Origin of the sequence: Halomonas sp. KX33721, assembly GCF_001596805.1 — a bacterium.
Lineage (GTDB): Bacteria > Pseudomonadota > Gammaproteobacteria > Pseudomonadales > Halomonadaceae > Vreelandella > Vreelandella aquamarina.
The window spans coordinates 1-25,107 of sequence record NZ_LVIA01000045.1 but is presented as its reverse complement, the minus strand read 5'-3'; the positions used below and the strand labels follow the sequence as shown (position 1 = coordinate 25,107).

Genomic DNA, 25,107 nt, shown 5'->3' with positions numbered 1-25,107 from the left:
CACAAACAGCTAATGAAGTAACGGCCTGCTGCATCCTTGGATACCGTCACTGTGCTCGGTGCCGCAGGCAGGTCGCGGCTCCAGCGGATGTTTAGCGGTTCACGGCACTTGGCGAGCGTGATCTGCCCGTCACGGTACGAAAATGCCGAACTGGCAAAGGTGGCTGACTGCCGGTGCTTCTTCGATTTAAAGCTGGGGTACCGCGCCCGCTTGGCAAAGAAATGCTTGAACGCACTTTGTTGATGGCGCAAGCATTGTTGCAGTGGCACCGAACTAACCTCGGCTAGAAAGGCGGTGTCCGGCTGCTTCTTTAACTGTGTTAGGAACGCGCTGGCATCGTTATAGCCGATCTTTTCCTGACGCTGATAAAACGCGTCGGTGCGATAGCGCAGCACCGCGTTCCAGACAAACCGCACGCACCCAAACGTCCGCGCCAGCAAGGCTGCTTGCTCAGGCGTGGGATAGAAGCGGTATTGGTAGGCGCGTTCGGCTTTCATTCTTTACACTTTAGACGAAATATTGTAAGGATGCAAAACACAAGGCGTCCTGGCGGACGCCGCGCTATCCATCCTCGCACTAAAAGTACGAGGTTTTCCGCGCTAACTGATAACCTCGTCACGCTACTCGCCATGGATGTGACCCATGCGTTGGCAGCACTCACCGCCCCTCATCACGAGGTAACGGTCCATATTCATATGGAGCCATCGGACGCGGTGATTCGCGGCGTGATGGATGGTCATCTACACGTAGGCGTCGTGCCCGCCGTGAACCTGCCCACCAGCCTGGAAACACGCTTGCTCTACGAGGAGCCCTCTTACCTATACTGCTCCGCTGGCCACCCGCTGTTCAGCGTACCCGACGACGCCGAGAGCGCCGCCCAGCTTGCTCGATACCCGGCCATTCGACCCCGCTACCCGCTTCCAGAGAGCGCACGTCAGGCCCACGAAGCGCTCAACCTGCAAGCCTCCGCTTCCGACCGGGAGGGCGCGGCGTTCCTGATCCTCTCCGGCCGATTCATCGGCTTTCTACCCGAACATGTCGCCGAGCAATGGGTGGCAGCTGGCAAGCTGCGCGCGCTTCACACCGCTACTCAGCACTACCGCATCCCGTTTGTACTGATTACCCGTCATGACCGCCGCCCCAATCGCGTGGTGGATGCGTTTTTGGGGTTTATCAGTGGGACGTAGGCTAACCACGCGCTGGCAAGTTAGATTAGCGATTCCACTTATCCAAGGAGCACATCATGAGCATCGAGACCGTTCGCCAATTTTTTGCCGAGCACGCGCCAGAGCTGGCCATTGAAGAGCTAGACACCAGCACCGCCACCGTACAGCTCGCCGCCGAGGCTCACGGTGTCGCCCCTGGGCAGATTGCTAAAACATTGGCGTTTAAAGTGGGTGAGAAACCGCTGCTGATTGTGGCCAGTGGCGATGCACGGATCGATAACCGCAAAATTCGCGATACCTTCGGTGGCAAAGCCAAAATGCTCGATGCTGACACCGTGATGGAACTGACCAGCCATCCGGTGGGCGGAGTATGCCCGTTTGGGCTGACGACGGATCTCCCCGTCTATTGCGACGAATCCCTACACGCGTTCGATGAAGTACTACCCGCTGCGGGCTCACCGAACAGCGCGGTGCGTTTAAGTCCCAATCATTTGGCCGAGCTGGCCGGTGCTCAGTGGGTGGATGTGTGTAAGTTGCCGGAAAGCACCCACTAAGGCAGGGCGGCAGGGCGAACATGGGTCATGCGCTATCTCCCTAGTGGGTGCATTAACTCACCGTGGCAATGGAGTGAAGAGGCACTCAGCGGATACGCCGCGTATTTCCTGACGGCTTTCTTATAGTAGTGTATCGTCTTTTGAACGTTTATTAATCAATCTAACAGCAAGGGGACGACGCGTTCCCATTGGGGTTACCGTGGTCCAATCACTCTCTACTCAAACTGAATCCCGAGCACCGATTTACAAAGCTTGGAGTGTCCATGTCTTCACCGCCAGCGGCGTGCTGCTTGGCACGATGGCGCTGCTAGCGCTGGTTGATAACAACCCGGTGGCCTGCCTGCTCTGGCTGGGGGCGGCGATGATGATCGACGGTATCGATGGCACGCTGGCACGTAAATATGAGGTGAAGTCCGTACTCCCCCACTTCGATGGTTCCACGCTGGATATGGTGATTGATTACCTCACCTGGGCCTTTATCCCCGCCCTGTTCATTTACTACTTCATTGAATTGCCACCCTATTTAGGGCTGATCTCCGTTTTTATCATTTTGCTGTCGTCGATGTTCTGTTTCTGCAACGTCGATATGAAAAGCCAGGATAATTACTTCGTGGGGTTTCCCGCGGCCTGGAACATTGCGGCCGCCTATTTTTACATTCTTGATTTACCGCCACTGCTGACATTTGGCGCGATACTCGTCCTGGCGGTGCTGACCGTGACGAAAATGAAGTTTCTGCATCCGTTTCGCGTACGTCTGTTTATGCCGCTCAATATCGCTGTGACGCTGCTTTGGTGCGTGTGCGCAACCTCGTTAATCCTCTCAAACCCTGATCACGCCGCCTGGGCACTATGGGGCTTAGGATTGACCTCTGCTTACTTCGCCGGCATGTGCCTTTGGCGCACGGCCCAGGAGTGGTTCGGCGGGCAGATGGTACGTTAAATGGCCTCCAACTTTATCGCCCCCGATGGCCACCCGCGCTGCCAGTGGTGTGGCGGAGCGGCGGAGTTTCTGCCCTATCACGACCACGAGTGGGGCTTTCCCGTTGCCGATGACCAGCGGCTGTTTGAAAAGCTCTGCTTGGAGAGTTTTCAATCAGGCTTGAGCTGGCGAACGATTTTGAACAAGCGCGAGAATTTCCGCGCGGCTTTCCACCACTTCGATTTCCATAAAGTCGCCGGTTTTGAAGAAGAGGACGTGCAGCGCTTACTGCAAGATGCGGGCATTATTCGCCACCGCGGTAAGATCGAAGCTACCATCAATAACGCGCGCTGTGCGCAGGAAATGGTGGTTCAGGAAGGCTCGCTAGCGGCGTTTTTCTGGCGCTATGAACCGGATAGCGCTTCTCTGCCTGCCCCACAAACCCAAACCACATCCCCAGAATCTATCGCGCTAGCAAAAAATCTTAAAAAGCGCGGATGGAAGTTTTTTGGCCCGACAACCGCGTTTGCGTTTATGCAGGCCATGGGGCTGATCAATGATCACTCGTTAAATTGCATTACTCGCGAACGCGTTGAACAGGCGCGCGCAGCGTTTCAGCGGCCTTCTTGAATGAACACCTCGTTGCTCTTACTTCATCGCCAGTGAGGACTCGCGTACCTCGCTGAGCATCTCACTCGCTAACTCGCCCACCGTGCGCACCGCTTTTTCCATCGCAGGCGTTAGGTGTTTGGTCCCGCAAACAGCTGCTCCGCCGCCTGAAGGATCTTTTTGACGTTCGTTTGCCGAATTTCGTCCTGTGTTCTCGCCACGCTGGTATCCCTTTGCAACCCTGACCGCTCATAATACGCACCAAAAAATACACCACCGCCCAACAATGATGCAGGCGGTGGTGCAGTGAAGATGGCGCAGTTAGCGCATCGCGTCAACGCTGGTTAGTAGGAAACGAGAACTCCGCCCGTGTGGCTTCGCTGACGGAAGGCCAGCGCTGGGAAACCGCTTTGCGGCGAGTGTAGAAGCGCACCGAGTCTGGGCCATAGGCGTGAAGGTCACCAAACAGCGAGCGCTTCCAGCCACCAAAGCTGTGATACGCCACCGGCACGGGCAGCGGTACGTTCACCCCCACCATGCCCACTTCGATACCGTCGGTGAAGCGGCGAGCGGCTTCGCCATCGCGGGTAAACAGGCAGGTGCCGTTGCCGTATTCGTGGTCGTTAATCAGCTGCATGGCATCGTCCAGGCTGCCAACCCGCACCACGCAGAGCACCGGCCCGAAGATCTCTTCCTGATAAAGGTATTACCGCAGGCAATCGCCATGGGGTACATCCACAGCGGCACCATGGCGGGGAAGTTAAACGGCGTAATGCTCGCCACCACGCCCAACGGCTGGAAGTTGGACCAGGCATCGATTCCCGGCCCCACATTGTGGGAGTACTCGCCTTTCAGCAGCTCCGGCACGCCGCAGGCGTACTCGACGTTCTCGATGCCACGTTTCAGCTCGCCCATGGCGTCTTCCACCGTCTTGCCATGCTCTTCGCTGACCAGCTGCACCAGGCGGTCGGCGTGCTCTTCCAGCAGCTGCTTGAAGCGGTACATCACCTGGGCACGCTTGGCGGGCGGCGTATCACGCCAGGCAGGAAACGCCGCCTGAGCCGCAGCAATGGCTCGCTCCACATCTGCTGCGCTGGCATCCGCCACCTGGCGAACCACCTTGCCCGTGGAGGGGTTGGTCACGTCCAGCGTACGCTGGCTTTCCACCAGCTCACCATTAATCAGGTGGGAAACAACACTCATCATGAAACTCCGAAACAGGGTGGGCCAGGGTTATGCCAGGGAATCCAGGGTACTGGCGACGGCATCGAACAAACGCTCAAGCTCGGCTTCCGTGGTGCCAAAGGGAGGGCCGAACTGCAGGGTGTCACCGCCGTAGCGCACGTAAAAACCGGCTTCCCACAACGCCATATGGGCATCGCGGGGGCGAATCGTCGGGTCGCCGTTACGCGGCGCAAGCTGCAGGGCACCGGCCAGGCCGTAGTTGCGAATATCGACGATATGGTGACGGCCTTTCAGGGCGTGCAGCTTCTGCTCGAACACTGGGGCAATCGCACTGACCTGCGCGGGGAAGTCCTCACGCTCGAACAGTTCCAGCGCCGCCAGGCCAGCGGCACAGGCCACGGGGTGAGCGCTGTAGGTGTAACCATGGGAAAACTCGATGGCATGCTGCGGGCCACCGGCGTGCATGAAGGTGTCGAAAATCTCCGGGGAGGCAATCACGGCCCCCATGGGCACCGCCCCATTGGTGATCTGTTTAGCCACGTTCATGATATCCGGCGTGACGCCAAACGCTTCGGCCCCGGTGGTCGCCCCACTGCGGCCAAAGGCGGTAATGACTTCATCAAAAATCAGCAGAATATCGTGGGCGGTGCAGATCTCCCGCAGCCGATCCAAATAGCCTTTTGGCGGCACAATCACCCCCGCCGAGCCCGACATGGGCTCCACGATTACGGCGGCAATGGTCGACGCATCGTGCAGGGCAATTTGATCCAGCAACGCATCGGCCAGCTCAGCGCCGGTTTCCGCTTGGCCACGAGTATAGGCATGGCCCGCTTGCAGCGTATGGGCAGGTGCGTCACGTCCATCAACTGGCCGTAGTGCTTGCGGTTACCGCCAATGCCCCCCAGGCTGGTGCCGCCGATATTCACCCCGTGGTAGCCCTTGGCGCGGCCAATCATGCGGGTTTTTTCCGGCTTGCCCTTCAACCGCCAATACGCCTTGGCCATCTTGACCGAGGTATCGGCGGCTTCTGAGCCGGAATTGGTGAAAAACACATGATCCAGCCCAGCAGGCGTTAAGCTGGCGACCTTTTCCGCTAATTTGAACGCCAGCGGATGGCCTATCTGAAAGCCGGGGGCAAAATCCAGCGTGCCTAACTGCGCCGCTACTGCTTTTTGAATCTCTTCCCGGTTATGGCCCGCCCCGCAGGTCCATAGGCCAGAGAGCGAATCAAACAGCTTGCGCCCCTGGTCATCAATGTAATAACGCCCTTCCGCCCCGGCAATCATGCGCGGGTTGGCGCGGAAATCGCGGTTCGCGCTGAACGGCATCCAGAAGTGCTGGTTGAGGGCGGTGCCCTGCTCATCGGCTGGGTACGCACGGGAAGTAGTGCGGTCTTTTAATCCGCTTTTTAATTCAAACATAGTGGCCAAGCTCCATCGCTAGAAGGCATGGGTTCAGCATGGGCCAGCCACCACGTTTGTAAAATCCAGTATTTCTTGAGTTCACGTTAAACGTTATTAACGTGAACCAACGTCTGCTACCGCACCGGCAACGGTGCGGTGCTCATAAATGACTTACAACACCACCTCAAACCCTTCAAACTTAGGCGGGCCAAGGTAGATGCCTTCCGGCGCTTTGGCGTTGGCGTGGGCTTTGCGGAAGGCCTCCGACTTCGTCCAGGCGCGGAAGGCCTCTTCGGATTCCCACACGCTGTGGGAGATAAACACGGTGTGGTCTTCCTGGCTTTCGCCCTGCAGCATTTGGAACTGCTTGAAGCCCGGCACTTCGTCCAAGTGGGAATCGCGGTTGCGCCATACCTCTAGAAAATCCTCTTCGCGGCCTGGGGCAATCCGAAAACGGTTCATGGCGATATACATAGTGGTTCTCCTGTGAGCGAGTGTGACTCAGTTAGTTACGCAAACAATCGCTTGATGGTAACGTCATCACTGCATCACGAATAGATAAGTGACGAACAGGCGTTACGGCTAATGGCTCAGGCACCCCTTCAGGTCGTTTGGTTCAAACGCGATTTGCGCATTCACGATCACGCACCGCTGGCCAACGCCGCAGCGGCGGGCCCGGTGCTGCCGCTATTTGCCATCGAGCCTGGGCAGTGGCAAGCACCCGACAGCGCCCTACGCCACTGGCAGTTTGCCGCCGATTCACTGGTTGACCTTGCCCAAGCGCTCAACACCCTGGGCCGTAAGCGCTCCACCAACCTTGCAGTTACCCACAAAAAACCCACCCATCGCCAACAGCTTACGCTACCTGACGATGGGCGGGCTTAGTGCCGCTTAGAAGATTACTAGCTCAGCGCTTCCAACGACTCCTCAATAATACTCAACCCTTCCTCCAGCACCGCAGAAGAAACCGTCAGCGGCACCAGAATGCGGATGCTGTTGCCGTAGAAGCCACAGGAGAGCAGGATCAGGCCTTTCTCACGGGCTTTGGCGCAGAGCGCGCCAGTGAGTTGCGGGTCGGGCTTGCCGTCGCTGTTGAGCAGTTCGAACGCGGCCATGGCGCCGAGCTGGCGGCCGTGGGCGACGGCGGGGAAGCGTTCTTCCCAGGCGGCGAAGCGTTCAGCCAGCATGTTGCCCATCTGTTCGCTGCGGGCCAGGATGTTCTCTTCTTCGATGGCGTCGATCACCGCCAGGGCCGCCGCGCAAGAGAGCGGGTTGCCGCTGTAGGTGCCGCCCAGGGAGTTGGGGCCGGAGGCGTCCATCACCTTGGCGGTGCCGACCACCGCAGAGAGCGGCATGCCGTTGGCGAGGCTCTTGGCGGTGGTGAGAATATCCGCTTCGATGCCGCTATGCTCCAGCGCAAACAGCTTGCCGGTACGGGCAAAACCGGACTGCACTTCATCGGCGATCAGCAGAATGCCGTGCTCGTCGCACAGGGCGCGCAGGGCTTTTAGGTAGTCCGGTGAGGCAATGTAGAAGCCGCCCTCGCCCTGTACCGGTTCAATCACGATGGCCGCCGTGCGGTGCGGGGCGATATCGGTCTTGAACAGCGTGCGAATGGCGTTCAGCGAGGCTTCTTCGCTAATGCCGTGCAGCGGGTTGGGGAACGGTGCGCGGAACACGTCGCCCGGCATGGGGCCGAAGTCGTTCTTGTAGGGCAGCACCTTGCCGGTCATCGCCAGGGTCATCATGGTGCGGCCGTGGAAGGCACCGTCAAACGTGATGATGCCGGTGCGGCCAGTGGCGGCACGGGCGATCTTCACGGCGTTTTCCAGCGCTTCGGCACCGGTGTTCACCAGCATCGCTTTACGCTCGGGGCCGCGCACCGGGGTTAGTTCGCAGAGCTTTTGGCACAGCTGCACGTAGGGCGCGTAGGAAATGACCGCCGCGCTGGTGTGCATGACTTTCTTGAGCTGCGCTTCGACCGCCGCGACGATTTTCGGGTGGCGGTGGCCCAAGTTAAGCACGCCAATGCCACCCGCGAAGTCGATCCAGCGTTTGCCGTCGGCGTCCCACAGTTCGGCGTTTTCAGCACGCTCGGCAAACTGGGTGGTCGACGTAGCGGCACCGTTGGCCACGAAGCGGTTTTTCAGGTCGTTCAATTCTTGGTTAGTCATCATCGTTCTCTTTACAGGCCGCCTACGCAGACGTACTTCAGTTCGGTAAATTCATCCAACCCGTGGTGGGAACCTTCGCGGCCCAGCCCTGACTCTTTCACGCCGCCAAACGGCGCAAGCTCGGTGGAGATTAGCCCTTCGTTCACGCCGACCATGCCGTATTCAAGCGCTTCCATGGTGCGCCAGATACGGCGGTAATCCGTGGCGTAGAAGTAGGCGGCCAGGCCAAACGGGGTGTCGTTGGCCATGGCGATGGCTTCTTCATCGCGCTGGAAGCGGAACACCGGCGCGACCGGACCGAAAGTCTCTTCATCGGCCACGGCCATTTGAGTGGTCACATCCGCCAGCACCGTGGGAGTAAAGAAGCGATCACCCGCCGCGTGGGGCTGGCCGCCGCACAGTAGGCGCGCGCCTTTGTTGACCGCGTCGTCGACGTGGCGCTGCACTTTATCCACGGCGGCTTGGTTGATCAGCGGGCCGATGATGCTGCCTTCTGCCAGGCCGTCACCCACGTTGAGCGCGTTCACACGCTCGGTGAGCTTGGCGACGAAGGCATCGTAAATGCCGTCCTGCACCAGAAAGCGGTTGGTGCATACGCAGGTTTGCCCGGCGTTGCGGAATTTGGAGGCGATGGCTCCGTTCACGGCGGCGTCCACGTCGGCGTCGTCAAACACGATGAACGGCGCGTTGCCGCCCAGCTCCATGGCGGTTTTCTTCACCGTGCTGGCACACTGAGCCAGCAGGTGTTTGCCCACCGGGGTAGAACCGGTAAACGACACCTTGCGCACCCGAGGGTCGGTAGTGAGCACCTCGCCCACGGCGGCGGGTTTGGAAGCAGTAACCACGTTGATGGTGCCTGCGGGCAGGCCCGCTTCCAGCGCTAAATAAGCGGCAGCCAGCGCGGTCAGCGGCGTGGCTTCGGCGGGTTTAATCACCACGGTGCAGCCAGCGGCAAGGGCCGGGGCGCACTTGCGGGTAATCATCGCCAGCGGGAAGTTCCACGGGGTGATCGCGGCGACCACGCCCACCGGCTCGCGCAGTACCAGCAGGCGCTTATCCGCGCCGTGGCTGGGCAGGGTTTCCCCCGCCATACGCTTGGCTTCTTCGGCGAAGAACTCAATGAACGATGCGCCGTAGGTGACTTCGCCTTTGGCTTCCGCCAGCGGCTTGCCCTGCTCCAGGGTCATCAGGCGGGCTAGGTCGTCGGCGTGCTCATTGATCAGCTCAAACCAGCGGCGCAGCAGTGCGGAGCGCTGTTTCACCGGGGTGGCGCGCCAGGCGGCACCGGCTTCGTAAGCGGCAGCCACGGCGTCGCGTGTGTCGTCGGCGCTTAAATCCGCCACGTGGGCAATGGTTTCGCCGGTGGCGGGGTTATCGACGGCAAAGGTCTGCTGGCCTTTGCGCCATTCACCGCCCACCAGGGCCGGTACAGCATCGTGCAACCATTGTTCGATAAAGCTCATAACATTCTCCTGGTCTACAACCTAACAGGCACGCTAGCAGCAAATCTTAGGCAGGCGAATGCACCACTTTTGCGTTCAAGCAGACCACTTTTCTGTTTTACTACAAAGTTGAAAGAGCATTATCGACAAGGGAGAACTTGGATGGATTGCCAAGTCGCTTTACAACAACTCATAAAAAGCTATGCGCAGCAGCCTGAACGGTTGAGTAAGCAAGTAAGGTTAGAGCAGGCATTAAGGCAATCGATCAATCAAGAGTGGCCTCACCAAACTCGATTACCTTCACATCGCAAGCTTGCGGCAGCCTTAGGAGTCGCTCGGAATACCTTTTCTTTAGCGGTTGCCACGCTTATCGAAGAAGGACTGCTTACAACCTCACACGGCAGTGGAACGTGGAGCTGTAAAAAAGTGGCGGCTCCCACTACCTCAACGCCCACCAAGGTGCAGCTCTCCAATCGTGCCCAGCGAGTACTGCGATGGCCGGGGGCAAGTACTGTTCAGAGCGGGGCCTTCGTGCCCGGCATTCCAGATATCGCTCAGTTCCCGATGCGCAAGTGGCGTCAGCTCTACGCCAGCGTCACGGTGCCGCAAAATGCGCTGCTGCTCTCCTACTCCACCGGCGGCTACGGCCCGCTGAAACGGGCGATTCGTGATTTCCTGGCCCGCTGGCGGGATATTCATTGCGATACCGAGCAGATCATCATTACTGATGGCACCCACAACGGCATCGAGCTGTGCGCCGTTGCCCTGGCGGATGTGGGCGATACGGTGGCCATGGAGTCGCCCTGCTATTGGGGTGCGCGCAACGTGTTTACCGCCGCCGGGCTTAACATCGAAATGCTGCCGTGGCGGCCTGAAGCGGGTCATGCTTTGCCCGCTACTCCCGGCCCCGTGGCGCTGGCTTACCTCACCGGCTCGCACCACTACCCGCTCAGCGTGCCGACCAGCGCCGAGCATAAACAGCGGCTGTGTGAGGCGTTATCGCCCACCTACGTGGTGGAAGATGACTATGAATTTAACCGCGACGACCACCCCAACCTGCTGTTTGATGCCCACTCTGAGCGCCATTTGCTGGTAGGCTCTTTCTCTAAGATGATGTTTCCCGGCCTGCGGCTGGGCTACTTGGTGGTGCCGCGGCATTTGGCAGGTCCCATGAACCGTCTGCGCAGCGAGCTGTTTCGCGAGGGCCGTATGCTGGACCAAGCCGTACTGGCCCAGTTTATTTTTGATGGTGATTTGGATGCCTGGTGTCGGCGCATTCAGCGGGACTATTTAGGCCGCCAACAGGTGCTGCACGACCAGCTGCGCTCGCTGCCCCAGGTGCGCTCGGTGTCGGCTCCCAGCAGTGCCATCAGCCTGTGCGTGGAGTTCGAGCCGGGCATTAACGATGTGGCCATCGCGCAATCGTTGCTGAAAGAGCACTTGATCGTGCGGCCGTTAAGCCCGGTGTGTGCTTCCTCGGACCCCCGCGTTGGTTTGGTGATGGGGGTGGGCATGCTCTCTGGTGAAACGTTGGTGCGCGAGGCACAGCGCCTGCGCCGCTGCCTGGAGCCGCTGCTGCGCTAAGCGGCCCAGGTACTTTATCCGTCAGTACACTAAACAACACGAAACTAACATGACTTATCCACAAGGACCGTCCTATGCATCGCCCTGTTGATAGCGTTTGGGTCTCTACTTTCTCTGCTGCTTCTACCGCTTCGCTCCGCGGATGGCTGACCGTCGCTGCCCTACTGCTGCTCTCTGGGTGCGCGACCTTTGCGCCCAGCCCACCGGAGGATCAGACCAATATCTGCGAGATTTTCCGCGAGCAGCCGAGCTGGTACGACTACGCGCAAGCGTCTGAAGAGAAGTGGGGAACGCCCATCGCCACCCAAATGGCGTTTATTCAGCGGGAGTCCTCGTTTCGCAGCCACGTGCGCCCAGACCGCAAATACTACCTTGGCTTTATTCCCGGCCCGCGCCCCTCTTCCGCCAAAGGCTACGCCCAAGCTCAAGACCCGGTGTGGGGCGAGTACGAAGACCAAGCGGGCAGCCTATTTGCCCGGCGCACGCATATGAAACACGCCACCGATTTCATTGGCTGGTACAACGCCCGCACTCGCGCGCAAACGGGCATTTCGCTCAACAATCCTGAGCACCTCTATTACGCCTACCACGAGGGCGCAGGCGGCTATCAGCGAGGCACTTATCGCAGTAAACCCCAGGTGCTCAACGCAGGCCGCCAAGTGGCGAGCCTCTCCAGCCGCTACCAGGCCCAGCTCAACAGTTGCCAGGCAGAGTTCCAGTGCCGCAAGTTCTATCAGGTGTGGCCATTCTGTCGTAGCTGAGGGCGTCTTTCATGACACTGTTAATGGGATTCGCCTTTGTCGGCGTGGTGTTTTTCACTTCCATGCTCTCCGGCGTATTTGGTATGGCGGGCGGGCTGGTGTTGCTGTGGTTCCTGCTGGTGATATTCCCCGCCAGTACTGCCATGGCCGTGCATGGCGTTATCCAGTTAACGTCCAATGCCTCTCGGGCGTGGCTGTCGCGGCGCTTTATCGTGTGGCGCATTGTGGCGCTGATGGCCTTGGGCGTGCTCAGCGCGGCGGGGCTTCTGCTGCTGTTTAACTACACGCCCAATGCGGCCACCGTTTCCTTATTGATCGGGCTGCTGCCGATTTTGGTCTGGACGCCCAGGCATTGGTTCCAGCTAGACGCCCATCGCGCCAGCCACGCGTTTTGCTGCGGCATCGCCTCAGGCGGCCTCACGATTGCCGCCGGGGTATCCGGCCCGCTGATCGATATCTTCTTCGTGCGCTCGCAGATGGACCGCCGCCAGGTCGTGGCCACCAAGGCCATGATTCAAGTGGTCGCCCACTCCATCAAAATTCTTTTCTATGTAGGCGCCGCCCTGGCGCTCAGCGCGGGTGAGTGGAGCATCGTGCTACTGGCCGCGCCGTTTGCCATGCTGGGCACGCAAACCGGCACACGGATTCTGCACCGCCTGACCGACGCCAACTTCCGCACCTGGACCCGCTGGATCGTGACCGGCATTGGCGTGTTTTACTTCCTGCAGGGGGTGTATCTGCTCAGCCGCTAGGCGTGGACGGTACCGCCACTCCTCATTTGTTCATAGCCTGTAATTGACACCGCGATTGAGTAAGGCTATCTTCTCCAAAAGATGCAAATGAGAAACACTCTCTTTTTAGCCAGCACATTGGTAGATAAAGAGCCGTTGAGGTAAAGGGACGTCACATGACCAGTGAACAGCGCCAGCTTCGTCAAACCCTGCTGTTTTTACGCACATCGTTTGAAGCCGTTCAGCACTCGATTGCCGGACGGCTAGAAGATCCGCTGCCCTGCTGGCTAGACACCAGCATGCTCTCAATGCTCTCCCGCGAGCTGACCCGCTGCTGCCAGCAGGCCAAGCCGCTGTTCGCGCCTGCGGTCGTGGAGCAGCTATTCATCGCCTCCCAACAGTGCGACCTGCTGCTCAAACAGTGTCCCGGCGTACTCAGCAGCGCCGTCTGCCACCGCCAACTCAGCGCGATCATGCTGCCGCTCACCAGCGCCATTAGCCAAATCGATACGCCGGTTAAGCGTCGCTGGCCTTGGGCGAAATGGAAGTAACTCACCTCTGACCAGTTACCTTCTATTCGTTCACAGTTTCGAAGCTTGCCAACGCTGAGCGCAGGTTTTCCATAATCTCCTCTGCTAATACCTCAGGCTCTGGCAAATTTTCCAGATCCGTCATTGAGGCATCGCGAAGCCAGAAGATATCAAGGCTCGCTTTATCTCTCGCCAATAACTCTTCTCGATCAAAAGCGCGCCACCGTCCAGCTGACGTTTCTTCGCTCCAGGTGGGCGTTCGTTCATGGCGATTGCTGGTGTGGTAACAGGCAATAAAATCTTCTAAATGAGTGTAGGTAAGAGGCTTCTGCTTCAGCGTGTGATGCACATTGGTTCGGTAATCGTAATACCAGACCTTGGAAGTTTGCGGGTCAGGGCTAGCAGGACGGTTATCGAAGAAAAGAACGTTCGCCTTAACCCCCTGCGCGTAGAAAATACCGGTCGGTAACCGCAAAATGGTGTGCAGATCTGTGGTTTGAAGTAGCTTGCGGCGAATCGTTTCGCCTGCACCGCCTTCAAACAGCACGTTATCAGGCACCACAACGGCTGCTCTACCCGTCGTTTTTAGCATCGTACGAATGTGCTGAACAAAATTAAGCTGCTTGTTCGAGGTGGACGCCCAGAAATCCTGACGATTGTAGTTGAGCTCCTCAGATGTCTGCTCGCCTTCGGCATTGGTGAAACTCATTGAGCTTTTCTTGCCGAATGGTGGGTTCGCCAATACGTAATCAAAGGTTTCATCAGATGGTGATACTAGTGCATCGGCGGGAGATACCAGCGATTCGCCGGTAATTTCACCGATCCCATGCAAGAACATGTTCATCAGGCAGAGCCTACGAGTGCCCGCAACAATTTCGTTACCAAAAAAGGTCGAGTGTTTGAGAAAGCTCTTCTGATCCTTGTCCAGGGCATAATTTTCAGAGTTAGTCAGGAAGTCATGAGCTGCCAGAAAAAAGCCACCGGTGCCACATGCGGGATCGGCGATTGTTTTGCCAGGCTCAGGGCGAACGCATTCCACTATCGCGCGAATCAAAGCACGAGGAGTGAAATATTGGCCCGCTCCAGATTTGGTGTCTTCGGCATTGCGTTCCAGCAGGCCTTCATAGATATCGCCCTTCACATCAGCGCCTAACATCACCCATTTCGTGCCGTCTACCATATCGATCAGACGGTACAGCTTGGCTGGGTCAGTGATCTTATTTTGCGCCTTGGTAAATATCTGACCCAGCATGCCTTTCTGTTCGCCCAACTTGCGCAGCAGAGTGACGTAATGCACTTCTAGTTCCGCGCCGCGCAAGCGTGTCAGGCTCGCCCAGTCGTATCCTTCGGGAATGCCCACATGGCGATTGTAAGGCGGCTTGGCGTATTCATCCGCCATCTTGAGGAAGATGAGATAAGTCAGCTGTTCCAAATAATCGCCATAGCCCACACCGTCGTCGCGCAGCGTGGTGCAAAAACTCCAGACCTTGGAAATAATGGGGGCAGTGTTCATTAGTGCGTATCCTTGGGTGCAAGCACTTGCTTGCCTAGATCGGTTAATCGATATTTTTGTGTGGGGCTACGTGGCGAGTCAGGTTGTGTCATTTCAATCAATCCCGAATCAAGCAGTGGATTCAGCGCAGCCGCGTGGGGTTTTGAACGGTTGATATGCCCCATGGTGTGCATCAAATACATGGTAGGGTCACACAATATAAGAGCATATCTACTTGATCCTTACTTAGCCCCTGCTTAGTCCCTGCTTGTTCAGTAGCTTCAACACCGCTTATTCAATAACAACTGTCATACCAATTTGGCTTGCCACCGGAGTGTACAAGTCGATATCAACCCCAGGGGCACTTATCGAAACAATAAGCGAATATCGCACTCGTTGGTCGTATCGTTCGAGTACAGGCCTTGTTTTCCACCACCCCAATGAAGGATAAACCGCAATAGCACCTCGGCTGGCCAAATCGGCCGCACTGCCTTTCCAGATATCAGAATGCATTGAGCCTTTATGCCGATTCTTTTTACCGATTACCCAAGAAGGATCGTTATCGCTTTTTGTAATGCGCGCCTCATCGTCTCTAGCCGCTGCGTTGATGCGCGCCCTGAAATCATCTTCACTCTCCAGGGGGCGTTTTACATCAAAACGAAGGCCGTGAGATTCATATCGATAACGCGAGGTAACACCGCGCGCAGAGGGGTTAGGCTCAATGAAATATGAAAGCGTCACTCTCATTTCAACTAGCGTTTCGCCCAGTGCTTCAAGCTCATCCAATGGCCAGGGAAGACGATGAAGGTTCATGTCCCTTAGCTTTGGTTCTTTTCCATCTTCGCGCTTGAATGGGCGAAGCGATTCTTCACAAATCATTGTTAGTGAGTTGTTTGCGCTCCAAAGCGCTCGTTCCACATTCGGTTCGCCGAAACCACAGTGTCTTACCAACTGGGTCATTTGTGCCTTGGAAGGAACGCCCCGAGCGGGTAAGAACATGCGTTTCATTGCGTCGGTCCATTGTGCTGAATGCACAATGAGGCCACGCACGGTTTCCGGCCAAAGCTCAGGATAACGGGCCATTAACTGGGCCGCCATCCTTGCACAAAGTGCAGAGGCAGCACTGGTCGCATTCGCTGAAGTGAATAAGCGCTCATTCGGATGAGCATGAGTGGTCAGCAAGCTTAAGCTTGTCATCCATGCGGCACCTAAGCCATCTTTTGCAGCATTTCCTCCTTCGAACACCACATCTGGCTTTAGGGGCCAATGTGGCTGCCAAGTTTGAGAAGTGGTGCTGAAAGGGCTTAATCCCCCCTCTTCGGCAATGGGCGTGTAATGTTCAGTATCCGGCTCTGTAATTCTGACCAATTGGGTCATAGCACCCACTGTCAAAACATTCCACGCTTGCGCAGGATCATGTATCGCATCAGAAGAATTGCTATCTGGGTATTCCATCCAGGCATTCGGGTCTTTAATGTTTCCGGCCGAAACGACAAACAATCTAGGCGTTTCGCCCTGTTCGTCAACATCATAAGCAAGTCTATCTAGCGCAGCTGACCATGCAGACGGGCGACCTCGGTCGCGATTATCTTTAGCCGTAATGGCCATACTAAAAACGCGCTTCCGGTGTGGTGCTGTCACAGCGGGGCGACCCACTGCTTCCGCCGTCAGGTAACCGTGGTGTTGGGCATCGCCGCCGTTATAACCATCGTGCGGAATCAATTTCACCGATTCGAGACGATGGGAAATCGAGACCGGATGTTGAGCAGATAAGACATCGGCTAAATTACCTAAAACGGCAATACCCGCCATACCTGTGCCATGCCCATCAGCATCATCAATGCCCCAGACTGGCTCCACACTATGTTGATCAGCATCAGAAACAAAGTACCGGAGCAACGGATGACCATTATTAACGCCGGTATCTAACAGGCATACATAAGGCACATCTCTATGTTCAGCTGGCACTGTAAGCCTAGCAACTAGATCATCAGCCCACTCTGGTTGCTCACCAGGAGGAATAGAATCAAAGAATTCTGCCGTTTCTTTGGCACGCCGCAATTCAGCGATGCTGTTCAACGTCAGCATCGATCGTTTCATCTGTCCTACTGAGCCATACATAAGTAACACTGACCGTTCGGGGAAATATAACTCCCCCGGTGCCAAGCGGAAGTTCAGGCCAACGGCCGTCTGCCTGAATTGATTGATAACCGCCTGCCTATCATCACCCCTTGTTGGCAGCCAAACTTCCCACCAAAGCTCCTCAGCATCGGCTTTTGGCATGGCATCCGGGGTATCTGTCCATAAGGCATGCAGGGTTGCAGCACGAATTTCGGAAATTGCATTAATCAACTTACTATGCGCTGGGCCACTCTTATTATCTTTGCTTTGATCAAGATAAGCGCTGATACGCTTTTCAAAAAAATCGAGTTTTCCATCGGGCACAAATACAGTGGCAAACGTCTTGCTGCCATCTTGTCTGACGTTGCGAAGCTCAATGCCCGAAGACTCGCGCGCAAGGGATTCAAAGGCCAGCTCAACATCGGGAAAGCTTTCAAATTCAATTTGAAGACCCACCCCCTCATCAATACCGGCTTGATGCTGCTGCTCTACGGCGCCTTCCAAGACCGGTGTTAATTGCTGAAGCTTGTGTAACAGCGCACTGCCATGCGTTTGTCGATCTCTGGGTGGAGTGTCGCTACCACCGCCACCTGAAGGGGGCGATACAAAGCGTTCTGTTTGACCATTATTCTGAAAAATGAAGTGTGGGCGGTTCTTCCTCTCGTTATCCGGCATGCGATGTCCTTAACTTCAGCTTATTTTATTCAACCGATTGGAAAGTTGCCGACGCTCTTCCAACGCATGGGATATATCTTTTTCATGAATTTTTTCAGCACGTTCAATCAAGGCCGTTTTCAAGACTTCATCCGCCGCTCGGGCCAATTCGGCATAACTAAGGCCCAGCGCTTTCGATGCCAAGCGCTTCCATGAAGTATTTTTTACCGCCAAACGGTGTAAGCGCGATTTTAATATGCTGGCGATGTGCACTTCGTCGGGAAGCTCGTAATGCAGCAGATCATCAAACCGACGAAACAGCGCGTTATCTAAAATATCTGGATGGTTAGTGGCACCAATGATGAGGCTGTGCGAGTCATCTTGTTCGATCATTTGCAAAAAGCTATTCAATATCCGCCGAACTTCACCAACATCATTTGCTAAGCCTCGCTGGGAACCAATAGCATCAAACTCATCAAAAAAATACACGCCTCGGGTCTGATGGGTCGATTCAAAGATTTGTCTCAGCTTGGCTGCTGTTTCACCCATGAACTTGGTGATCAGGCCATCAAGCCTAACTTGAAAAAGAGGAAGGCCAAGCTCACCCGCCAGAACCGAAGCAGTCATCGTTTTGCCGGTTCCAGGCGGCCCAACCAGCAGTATTTTTCGTCTTGGCTGCAAACCATGCGAGAGGATTTCGGCCGCATGCTTCTGCTCGCGAATAATGCGATGTAACTGCTGTTCCAAGTCCTCATCTAACACCATATCGACTAGGCGCGATTTGGGATAGCTCACGCTGAGCAGGTTAGCTAATTCTCCCCGTGGCTTGCTGATGGGAACGGTTTTGCCTTCAGAGGCTATATGTCGACGAGATTTGGCCTGGTCGACAAGGGAGCGAATTTCTTCAGCCAGTTTCCCATGGCCCAGCTTTGCTTCGTGCGCTGCCACCTGCATTGCCACAGAATAAAAGCGCGAGTCATTGCCCTCCAGATGCGACTGAAGTAACGCTTTTAATTGATTTGCACTGGCCATGAGATTGCCCTCCTTGATACAGCATGAGTGTACCTTGAAAGCACTAGGTTCTCGACGACTTCGATCATGCAGATGCCTTTTGGGCAGCGTTACGTCTACGCTTCGAGCTTGGCTTACGTGCACCCTGGTCTGCAGCTTTCTCCGCCTTAATACGTGCCAGCAACTCGCTAGCCGGCTCATCCTTGGGGTCTTGTGGCACTAACTGGCCAGAAAACGCTTTTTTCAGAATAGATTGGCGCAGAACGCTAGAACGGATGAGCGCTGCGTCTATATCGGCTTCCAGAGCATCGGCCGCATCAAGCTTTTCGTCCAGGAGGCAGATGATTTCGGCTTGTTCGGCATGATTGAGCGGGAAAGAAATGCCCACCGACTTGATCTTTCCATGATTTAAAGAGATGCCACTATCTGAAATCCCCGATTTCAGCGCGTCGATCTCGCGCAAAGTGTCTGGGGAGTTGAGCGCATATTCAAGCAAATGCGGAGCAATTACTGTTTCATCGCAGCGAAACCTATACACGGTATCGCATAGCATTATGCGATACCGTGTTTTTCTGACGAGGCAGACGACACCCGTACGAACCCTTGGTCCTTTTCTGGTCATCAGAAAATCGCCAACTTGAATCTCAATTTCCGGCCTTGGTTTGAAGTGATCAGGAAGGCGTTTAAGCTCAGTGTCACTGTATTTAAGATGTTGAACTGCGGTGGTCTTCACAACTGACCAGTCGTCTTCCCCAACCGCTTGATTGCCATCACATTTTGGGCTCCAGCCCTGCTGAACCCCTCCGATCAAACTACCTAAAGGTATCACCACCCAAGCTTTTTCATCAATTTGAATAGTCTTGGTGTCGATTTCCTGTAACCGCTTCGGCTTCGCAGGCTTCTTGCCGAATTCGCAACCAGCGCGCCAGTCGGCGAGAGCCTCTTGCCAGTCGTCCAACGCAGCTTTATAACGAGTTTCACGCTCAGCCTGAATGCGGGCAAGCAACGTTTCAGTATCTTCCAGCTTGTCGGCATTTTTTTCACGCCAGTCAGCGGTGAGGCGGCCTTCAAAGGCGGATTTCAGCAATGACTGACGATAGAGGCCGAGGGTGTTTTTTGCTGCTTGCAGACTCTCGACGCCCTTGTCGATCTCGTCAAAAAGCGTTTCGATTTTTTCTACGATGCGTTGTTGCTCGTGGACTGGAGGGACTACGACTGGGAGTTGCCCGAAGCGCGAGTGTGTCAAATTCAAGCCGCTATCATTAATTCCCGTCTTCATCGCATCAATGCGGAGCTGAGTATCGTGCCGCCGAATGAAGTAAGACAGATACCTTGCGTCTAAAATCTCTGGGTGAGGTCGGAAACGATACATCTTCCCTGACATCATGAGCCGAGGCCTAGTGTTTTCGACAAGGCAGGCCACGCCGCATCGATTACGCGGCCCCGCGCACGTCATAAGTATATCCCCGGGCTTTATCTCGATCTGAGGGCGCGGATCCAGCTTCTTGGGTAGCGCCTTATTTTCATCGGCCCGAAACTCCCCGTGCTGAATAGCGGTGGTTTTGACAACACCCCATTCGCTGTCATCTGCAGGGCGGCTCTCGCACTGTGGACTCCAACCTTGTTGGAATGGATTTCCATTATCTTGTGGCACTACTAGCTCAGCGATTGCTGCGGTAATCCAGGTGGCTGGTAAACCTCTCATGCCGAGAGCGCCTTATTAATTTCAGTCATCATATCGTCCATATTATCGCCAAAGAGGGCGTACATTTGCCCCAGGCCACCCCGGCTGTCAAACGGGGCCATATCGAGATCGTCGCGTTCGATGGTAAATGAGGTGGCGAGGTGGTCGCGGATCATACGTAGCCACTCCATCTGTTCTTCAGTGAATTTTTCGCCGTGACCTGCATGGCGGTTCAACACCCAGTTCTGGAAGTTGCGCCGCACCCGCTCAGTGTGTGGCGTCAGCGTCGCGTCCAGCCCCGTTACTCGGCGAATGAGTGCCACGAGCGCGGTAAGATCGCTGGCAGGGTTGCTGCCTTTATACTCATCCAAGTGTGCATAGGCCTGCCACACGGTCAGTGGTGCCAGTCGCGGGCGATCATTGGTAAGCTTCTGCAGCACGTCCTTGATCATCGCGTAGGTGACTTCTGAGCGGCGAGCGGGGGTGTTGAAATAGATGGTCAGCGCCTCTATCTGGTCGCGGTTTTCATCAAGATACGCCTCGAACTCCCGGGTAATCTGTTGTGCGTTTTCCGCCACACTGCCAGCCCATTCGGTGCGCAGTAGTGTATCAAGATTTTCGTGGTCGATGGTCTGTTCGTTATCGCGACGGACGGTATCCATCAAGTTAATCAGCGGGCCAGTGAATATGTTGGCCGCCTGTTTGATGCGCACTTCCCGAGCTGTTTGCATGGCAGCATCATCAGGCTCTGGGTGGCCAGCGGCTTTGGCATCAGCCTCTACTTTGTCGGGGTCGATGGCATTGAATAAGTCACTCACAATGGCGGCAAGCGAAGTGCCTGCTTCCGCAGTAATTTTCTGATGGTCGTCAGCGCTTAACTTGTGATCGAGCCGTGCCAGTCGAGCTGCTAGCGAACTCACCGTCTCTTCGGAACGGTCGCCCATCATCAGCCCCATGGCGAGATCTTTAAACGGGATAGAGGGCTTGGAATCTAAAGGCTGACTGGCGGTTTTAAGTGATTTGGTCACACCTACCGCATCCACAATCACATAGTGGGTTTTGGCTTGAGCGGAAGGCGACACCTTTTGAAGATCATCGGCTTTCATCACACGGGTGCCACGCCCTTTCATCTGCTCGAAGTAGTTTTTCGATTTTACGTCGCGCATGAACATCAAGCATTCAAGTGGCTTCACATCGGTGCCGGTGGCGATCATATCTACGGTCACCGCGATGCGCGGGTAGTAGTCATTACGGAAGGCCGAGAGCGAAGATTTCGGATTCTTTGCGCCGTTGGTGATCTTGCGACAGAAGTCGTTGCCTTCGTTAAACTCCTGGCGGACGGTTTGGATGATATCGTCGGCATGGCTATCCGTTTTGGCAAAGATCAGCGTTTTAGGCAGTTCCTTGCGGCCAGGGAATATCTCGGGCCACTTATCGTGGAAAGCACGAATTACGGTGCGGATCTGATCAGGGTTAACGACAGAACGGTCGAGCTGGGTCGCTGCGTAGGCTAGCTCGTCGTCCTGGGTTTCCCAGCGTTTAGCGCGGGTATCGCGTTGGCGTTTTTCGATCAATTGTTCCGGCTTGAGCGTTTCACCCTTCTGAGTGATTTCCGTCTCGATCAGATAGACGTCGTTGCCCACGTTAACCTTGTCAGCAACGGCATTTTCATGGGTGTATTCGCTAACTACATTTTTCTGAAAGAAGCCGTAAGTGCGGTTATCCGGCGTCGCGGTGAGGCCAATCAGGTAGGAATCAAAATACTCAATCACCTGACGCCATAAGTTGTAGATAGAGCGGTGGCATTCGTCGATGACGACAACATCGAAGTATTCCGGTGGCAGCTTAGGGTTGTAAACAACCGGCACCGGCTCCTTGGGTCGCCATGTGTGTTCAGCGGGATGCTCTTCTTCCGCCCCTTCGCTTAATTCTTCACCCTTGAGTGTGGCGTACATGCGCTGGATCGTCGAGATTACAACCTGGTTATCGCTTGCGATAGAAGGCGAGTTGAGCCGTTGAACGTTATAAAGCTCAGTGAATTTGCGGTTGTCATCGTTGGGGATGAACGCCATAAATTCTTGCTCGGCCTGTTCGCCCAGGTTCTTGGTATCAACCAGAAATAGAATGCGGCGCGCTCCCGCATGTTTTAGCAGTCGGTACGCCTGAGTGATGGCGGTGAATGTTTTGCCTGACCCTGTCGCCATCTGTACAAGTGCACGGGGTTTGTCTGCCTTGAGTGAAGCTTCTAGGTTGGTAATGGCCGTAATCTGACAGTCGCGCAAACCTTCATGATTGAGCGAAGGAAGCGAGGCAAGGCCAGAGCGAAAAGAGTGTGGAGCTTGTAACCATATGCTCAGCGTTTCTGGCCGATGAAAGCTAAACACTTCTCGTGAACGAGGTACCGGGTCTTGAGTACTGGTAAAGCGTGTCACCTGCCCCGTGCACTCGTAGATAAAAGGAAGTGACTCATTGAGCGTCACCCATTTTAACTTGGCATTGGCATAACCTGCCGACTGCTCTTCCACCGAGGTTAGCCACGCACCCCAGCTATCGGGCTTGGCTTCGATAATGCCAACCGCTTGCCGATCAACAAACAGTACATAGTCGGCTGGGCCAATCGACGTCTGATACTCGCGTACGGCGATGCCCAAACCCGCATTAAAATCGAGTGTATCCTTATCTTGAACGTGCCAACCGCATGCCCGCAAGCGCTTATCTATCTTGTCCCGAGCCGCTTGCTCGGGCGTTTGGTTGCCGTCATAGCGCACGCGTTAGCCCCTATCATGTTTAAGTTAACCTCATGATGTAGAACGGTGCTGGCAAATGCAATTCTGCGATGAAAGACCTCACCAGAGTCACTCTCCACCGCCTTGCCCCCTCCTCAACCCCGCCTCATTTACTCGGCGGGGTTTTGTTTTGCTCGTCCGTCCCCATTAACTAGGGCATAGCATCGTTGTTGGCGCTCACTAGTAAACTGGTCTATTCTGTTTGCCACGATGATACCCACTGCTGCAAAGGAGTTTTTCCCTATGGCGTACGAGACGCTGTTTACCCCCACCACGCTCGGTAGCCTGACGGTTCCTAACCGTATCATCATGGCACCACTGACCCGTTCGCGCACGCCAGATAGCGTGCCGGGCAAGATGCAGGAAGCTTATTACGGCCAGCGTGCCGGTGCGGGCCTGATCATTAGCGAAGCCACTAACATCTCTCCCACTGCCCGTGGTTATGTGTACACGCCCGGCATTTGGACCGATGAGCAAGAAACAGGCTGGAAAGGCGTCGTGAATGCGGTTCACGCCAAGGGTGGTCGTATTGCTCTTCAGCTGTGGCACGTGGGCCGTGTTTCCCATGAAATGGTGCAGCCCAACGGCCAGCAGCCGGTAGCTCCCAGCGCGTTGAAAGGTGAAGGCGCTCAGTGCTTTGTTGAATTTGAAGACGGCACCGCTGGTCAGCACCCCACCAGCACGCCCCGTGCGCTGGAAACCGACGAGATTCCTGGCATTGTGGATGACTACCGTCAAGCGGCCATCCGCGCCAAGCGCGCGGGTTTCGATATGGTCGAAGTCCACGCTGCCAACGCTTACCTGCTGAACCAGTTCCTAGCCACCGGCACCAACCAGCGTACCGACCAGTACGGCGGCTCGCTGGAAAACCGTGCCCGCTTCCCGCTGGAAGTGGTCGATGCGGTCGTGGAAGTGTTTGGTGCTGAGCGTGTCGGCATTCGTATGACGCCGTTCATCGAGCTGTTTGGCTTGACCGACGACGAACCGGAAGCCATGGCGTTCTACATGGCCGAAGAGCTCTCCAAGCGCGGCCTGGCCTACCTGCACCTGAACGAGCCCAACTGGGCAGGTGGCGATATCACTTTCCCCGATGGTTTCCGCGAGCAGATGCGCGAGCGCTTTAGCGGCAGCCTGATCTATTGCGGCAACTACGACGCCGAGCGTGCCGAAGCGCGCATCAAGGAAAACACCGCCGATGCCGTGGCCTTTGGCCGCCCCTACATCGCCAACCCCGATTTGCCGGAACGCTTCCGTGTGAACGCCCCGCTCACCGAGCCGAACCATGAAACGTTCTATGGCGGCGACGAAAAGGGCTACACCGATTATCCTTTCCTGAATAACGGTTACGACCGTATCGGCTAAACTTTTCAGGCCAACACGTGTTCAGGGTTTCCCCACTTGGGGGAACCCTTAAGCATGAAAAGCATCACTCAGGTGGTGCTTTTTTTATGCCTTGAACGCGTGAAACACTGTTAATCTGTTGATTCTATCGTTTTAACGCGATATCCCTACTGCTGGATAGGTCGCTCATGTTCGGCTCTTTGCTGGCGCTGCTCGTCTCGCTACTGCTGGTGGGAGCCGCCGCCGTGACGAGGCACGCTTTCGCCCCCGACGGCTGGCGGGTCTATATGACCGAAGATGCGCCTCTGCGCGGTGCCAGCCTGGCCGTCTATGGCGCTCAATGCTTCCATCTGGCGGTTGAATAGCGCTAGGCGTTAACGGACAACAGGGATTCACTCCATGGATATGACTTCTCTTCCCGTACTGCTGGCTTTCGCCTCCTTGTTACTGGGCGTGGTGGCCGCGTTGATCTTCATCTACGTCGTCATGCCCAAGCGGCGGCGTGCCAGGGAAAAGGCCGTAGAGCCCGCCCCCTCCGTGGCCAAGGACACCACACCCCGCCCGCTGAAGAGCCTCCGGAGTTATTGGTCGGGTAGACCGGACGATTGCTCGTTCCGGCCCCCCACAGATCCGAGCGTGCGCGATTGACGCACTCGGCTCCTCAACCGTCAGGTTCACACGAAGGACGCTCGGTGCACGATTCTCGCTCGCGGTAACGGGAGTGTCAGCAACAGTTGCCTTGCCTTCTCCCACGGGAACCATCCTCTCTGTGATCGCCTCCTGAGCCACTTGATCCAGGTTGTCTGAACCCTGTATTGGAAGCGTTGCAGAGACTCGATGTTGTGGGTTATCCCGTAGTACGCATAGTGCCCCATAACCTTTCGACAGAGTTGGCGGTGCTGATCACGCAGGGGCAGGTGGCGGTTGGCTCGGCACCACAGCGAAATTCGCTTCAGGCCT

Annotated in this window: 22 protein-coding genes and 2 pseudogenes; 12 read left to right on the top strand and 12 right to left on the bottom strand. The window is 56.0% G+C overall.

Annotated elements, in window-relative coordinates; translation table 11 throughout:
* Window positions 1-497, bottom strand: a 497-nt coding sequence (locus tag A3220_RS15255; RefSeq protein WP_164834398.1) for an RNA-guided endonuclease TnpB family protein, incomplete at its 3' end; no start/stop codon positions are given.
* Between the two features lie 132 nt (window positions 498-629).
* Here A3220_RS15255 and A3220_RS15250 point away from each other — a divergent pair.
* From A3220_RS15250 to A3220_RS15235, 4 genes are all read left to right on the top strand, one after another.
* Window positions 630-1,187 carry a substrate-binding domain-containing protein gene (locus A3220_RS15250; RefSeq protein ID WP_252860496.1) on the top strand — a complete coding sequence of 186 codons (558 nt, stop codon included), beginning with the start codon at window positions 630-632 and terminating at the stop codon, window positions 1,185-1,187.
* Between the two features lie 56 nt (window positions 1,188-1,243).
* The gene (locus A3220_RS15245; RefSeq protein ID WP_062375667.1) at window positions 1,244-1,720 is read left to right on the top strand and encodes a YbaK/EbsC family protein; all 477 of its coding nucleotides are present in this window, start codon (window positions 1,244-1,246) and stop codon (window positions 1,718-1,720) included.
* Window positions 1,721-1,919: 199 nt separating this feature from the next.
* Entirely contained in the window at window positions 1,920-2,660 is a 741-nt protein-coding gene (gene pcsA, locus A3220_RS15240) for a phosphatidylcholine synthase (protein WP_255319123.1), read from the top strand.
* Window positions 2,661-3,269, top strand: coding sequence for a DNA-3-methyladenine glycosylase I (locus A3220_RS15235; protein WP_062375664.1), 609 nt, complete (start codon window positions 2,661-2,663; stop codon window positions 3,267-3,269).
* Between the two features lie 313 nt (window positions 3,270-3,582).
* Here A3220_RS15235 and A3220_RS15230 read toward each other — a convergent pair.
* The 3 genes and pseudogenes from A3220_RS15230 to A3220_RS15220 all read right to left on the bottom strand — a co-directional run bounded on the left by A3220_RS15230 (window position 3,583) and on the right by A3220_RS15220 (window position 6,310).
* Window positions 3,583-4,451 (bottom strand): annotated as a pseudogene (locus A3220_RS15230) (aldehyde dehydrogenase family protein).
* A 30-nt stretch (window positions 4,452-4,481) separates the two neighbouring features.
* Window positions 4,482-5,761, bottom strand: a pseudogene (locus tag A3220_RS15225) (aspartate aminotransferase family protein).
* A 246-nt stretch (window positions 5,762-6,007) separates the two neighbouring features.
* Entirely contained in the window at window positions 6,008-6,310 is a 303-nt protein-coding gene (locus A3220_RS15220; protein WP_044630196.1) for an antibiotic biosynthesis monooxygenase, read from the bottom strand.
* A gap of 111 nt (window positions 6,311-6,421) precedes the next feature.
* Here A3220_RS15220 and A3220_RS15215 point away from each other — a divergent pair, with 111 nt between their 5' ends.
* Window positions 6,422-6,721, top strand: a complete 300-nt coding sequence (locus A3220_RS15215; RefSeq protein ID WP_062375662.1) for a deoxyribodipyrimidine photo-lyase — start codon at window positions 6,422-6,424, stop codon at window positions 6,719-6,721.
* A gap of 17 nt (window positions 6,722-6,738) precedes the next feature.
* Here the strand turns inward: A3220_RS15215 and gabT are convergent, their stop codons facing one another.
* Entirely contained in the window at window positions 6,739-8,010 is a 1,272-nt protein-coding gene (gabT, locus tag A3220_RS15210) for a 4-aminobutyrate--2-oxoglutarate transaminase (protein ID WP_062375659.1), read from the bottom strand.
* An 11-nt stretch (window positions 8,011-8,021) separates the two neighbouring features.
* A complete protein-coding gene (locus A3220_RS15205) occupies window positions 8,022-9,473 on the bottom strand; it encodes an NAD-dependent succinate-semialdehyde dehydrogenase (protein WP_062375657.1) in 1,452 nt (483 codons plus the stop codon).
* Between the two features lie 141 nt (window positions 9,474-9,614).
* On the opposite strand from A3220_RS15205, the gene A3220_RS15200 reads away from it, so the two are divergent.
* From A3220_RS15200 to A3220_RS15185, 4 genes are all read left to right on the top strand, one after another.
* Window positions 9,615-11,036 carry a PLP-dependent aminotransferase family protein gene (locus A3220_RS15200; protein ID WP_062375654.1) on the top strand — a complete coding sequence of 474 codons (1,422 nt, stop codon included), beginning with the start codon at window positions 9,615-9,617 and terminating at the stop codon, window positions 11,034-11,036.
* A gap of 74 nt (window positions 11,037-11,110) precedes the next feature.
* Window positions 11,111-11,797, top strand: coding sequence for a hypothetical protein (locus A3220_RS15195; protein ID WP_054641730.1), 687 nt, complete (start codon window positions 11,111-11,113; stop codon window positions 11,795-11,797).
* A gap of 11 nt (window positions 11,798-11,808) precedes the next feature.
* Window positions 11,809-12,549 carry a sulfite exporter TauE/SafE family protein gene (locus tag A3220_RS15190; RefSeq protein WP_054641731.1) on the top strand — a complete coding sequence of 247 codons (741 nt, stop codon included), beginning with the start codon at window positions 11,809-11,811 and terminating at the stop codon, window positions 12,547-12,549.
* Between the two features lie 155 nt (window positions 12,550-12,704).
* Window positions 12,705-13,079, top strand: a complete 375-nt coding sequence (locus A3220_RS15185; RefSeq protein WP_062375653.1) for a hypothetical protein — start codon at window positions 12,705-12,707, stop codon at window positions 13,077-13,079.
* Between the two features lie 22 nt (window positions 13,080-13,101).
* Here A3220_RS15185 and A3220_RS15180 read toward each other — a convergent pair whose 3' ends face one another.
* From A3220_RS15180 to A3220_RS15160, 6 genes are all read right to left on the bottom strand, one after another.
* Complete coding sequence (locus A3220_RS15180) at window positions 13,102-14,571, bottom strand: class I SAM-dependent DNA methyltransferase (protein WP_044630188.1); 1,470 nt, start codon at window positions 14,569-14,571, stop codon at window positions 13,102-13,104.
* Window positions 14,571-14,735, bottom strand: a complete 165-nt coding sequence (locus tag A3220_RS18345; protein ID WP_354702746.1) for a Fic family protein — start codon at window positions 14,733-14,735, stop codon at window positions 14,571-14,573. The genes A3220_RS15180 and A3220_RS18345 overlap by 1 nt, the downstream gene beginning before the upstream one ends.
* Window positions 14,736-14,841: 106 nt before the next feature.
* A complete protein-coding gene (locus tag A3220_RS15175) occupies window positions 14,842-17,346 on the bottom strand; it encodes a S8 family peptidase (RefSeq protein ID WP_062375650.1) in 2,505 nt (834 codons plus the stop codon).
* A gap of 15 nt (window positions 17,347-17,361) precedes the next feature.
* Complete coding sequence (locus tag A3220_RS15170) at window positions 17,362-18,357, bottom strand: ATP-binding protein (protein WP_062375646.1); 996 nt, start codon at window positions 18,355-18,357, stop codon at window positions 17,362-17,364.
* 64 nt (window positions 18,358-18,421) lie between these two features.
* Window positions 18,422-20,041, bottom strand: coding sequence for a restriction endonuclease subunit S (locus tag A3220_RS15165; protein ID WP_062375643.1), 1,620 nt, complete (start codon window positions 20,039-20,041; stop codon window positions 18,422-18,424).
* Window positions 20,038-22,788, bottom strand: coding sequence for a DEAD/DEAH box helicase family protein (locus A3220_RS15160; protein WP_062375641.1), 2,751 nt, complete (start codon window positions 22,786-22,788; stop codon window positions 20,038-20,040). The genes A3220_RS15165 and A3220_RS15160 overlap by 4 nt, the downstream gene beginning before the upstream one ends.
* Before the next feature lie 261 nt (window positions 22,789-23,049).
* Between A3220_RS15160 and A3220_RS15155 the strand changes: the two genes are divergently transcribed.
* The 3 genes from A3220_RS15155 (at window position 23,050) to A3220_RS15150 (ending at window position 24,795) form a co-directional block, all read left to right on the top strand.
* A complete protein-coding gene (locus A3220_RS15155) occupies window positions 23,050-24,168 on the top strand; it encodes an alkene reductase (protein ID WP_062375638.1) in 1,119 nt (372 codons plus the stop codon).
* Window positions 24,169-24,335: 167 nt separating this feature from the next.
* On the top strand, window positions 24,336-24,512 hold the full coding sequence (locus A3220_RS17470) for a hypothetical protein (RefSeq protein WP_164834397.1): 177 nt from the start codon (window positions 24,336-24,338) through the stop codon (window positions 24,510-24,512).
* A 34-nt stretch (window positions 24,513-24,546) separates the two neighbouring features.
* Window positions 24,547-24,795: a hypothetical protein gene (locus A3220_RS15150; protein WP_062375635.1), complete on the top strand. Its 249-nt coding sequence runs from the start codon at window positions 24,547-24,549 to the stop codon at window positions 24,793-24,795.
* Window positions 24,796-25,107 lie beyond the last annotated feature (312 nt).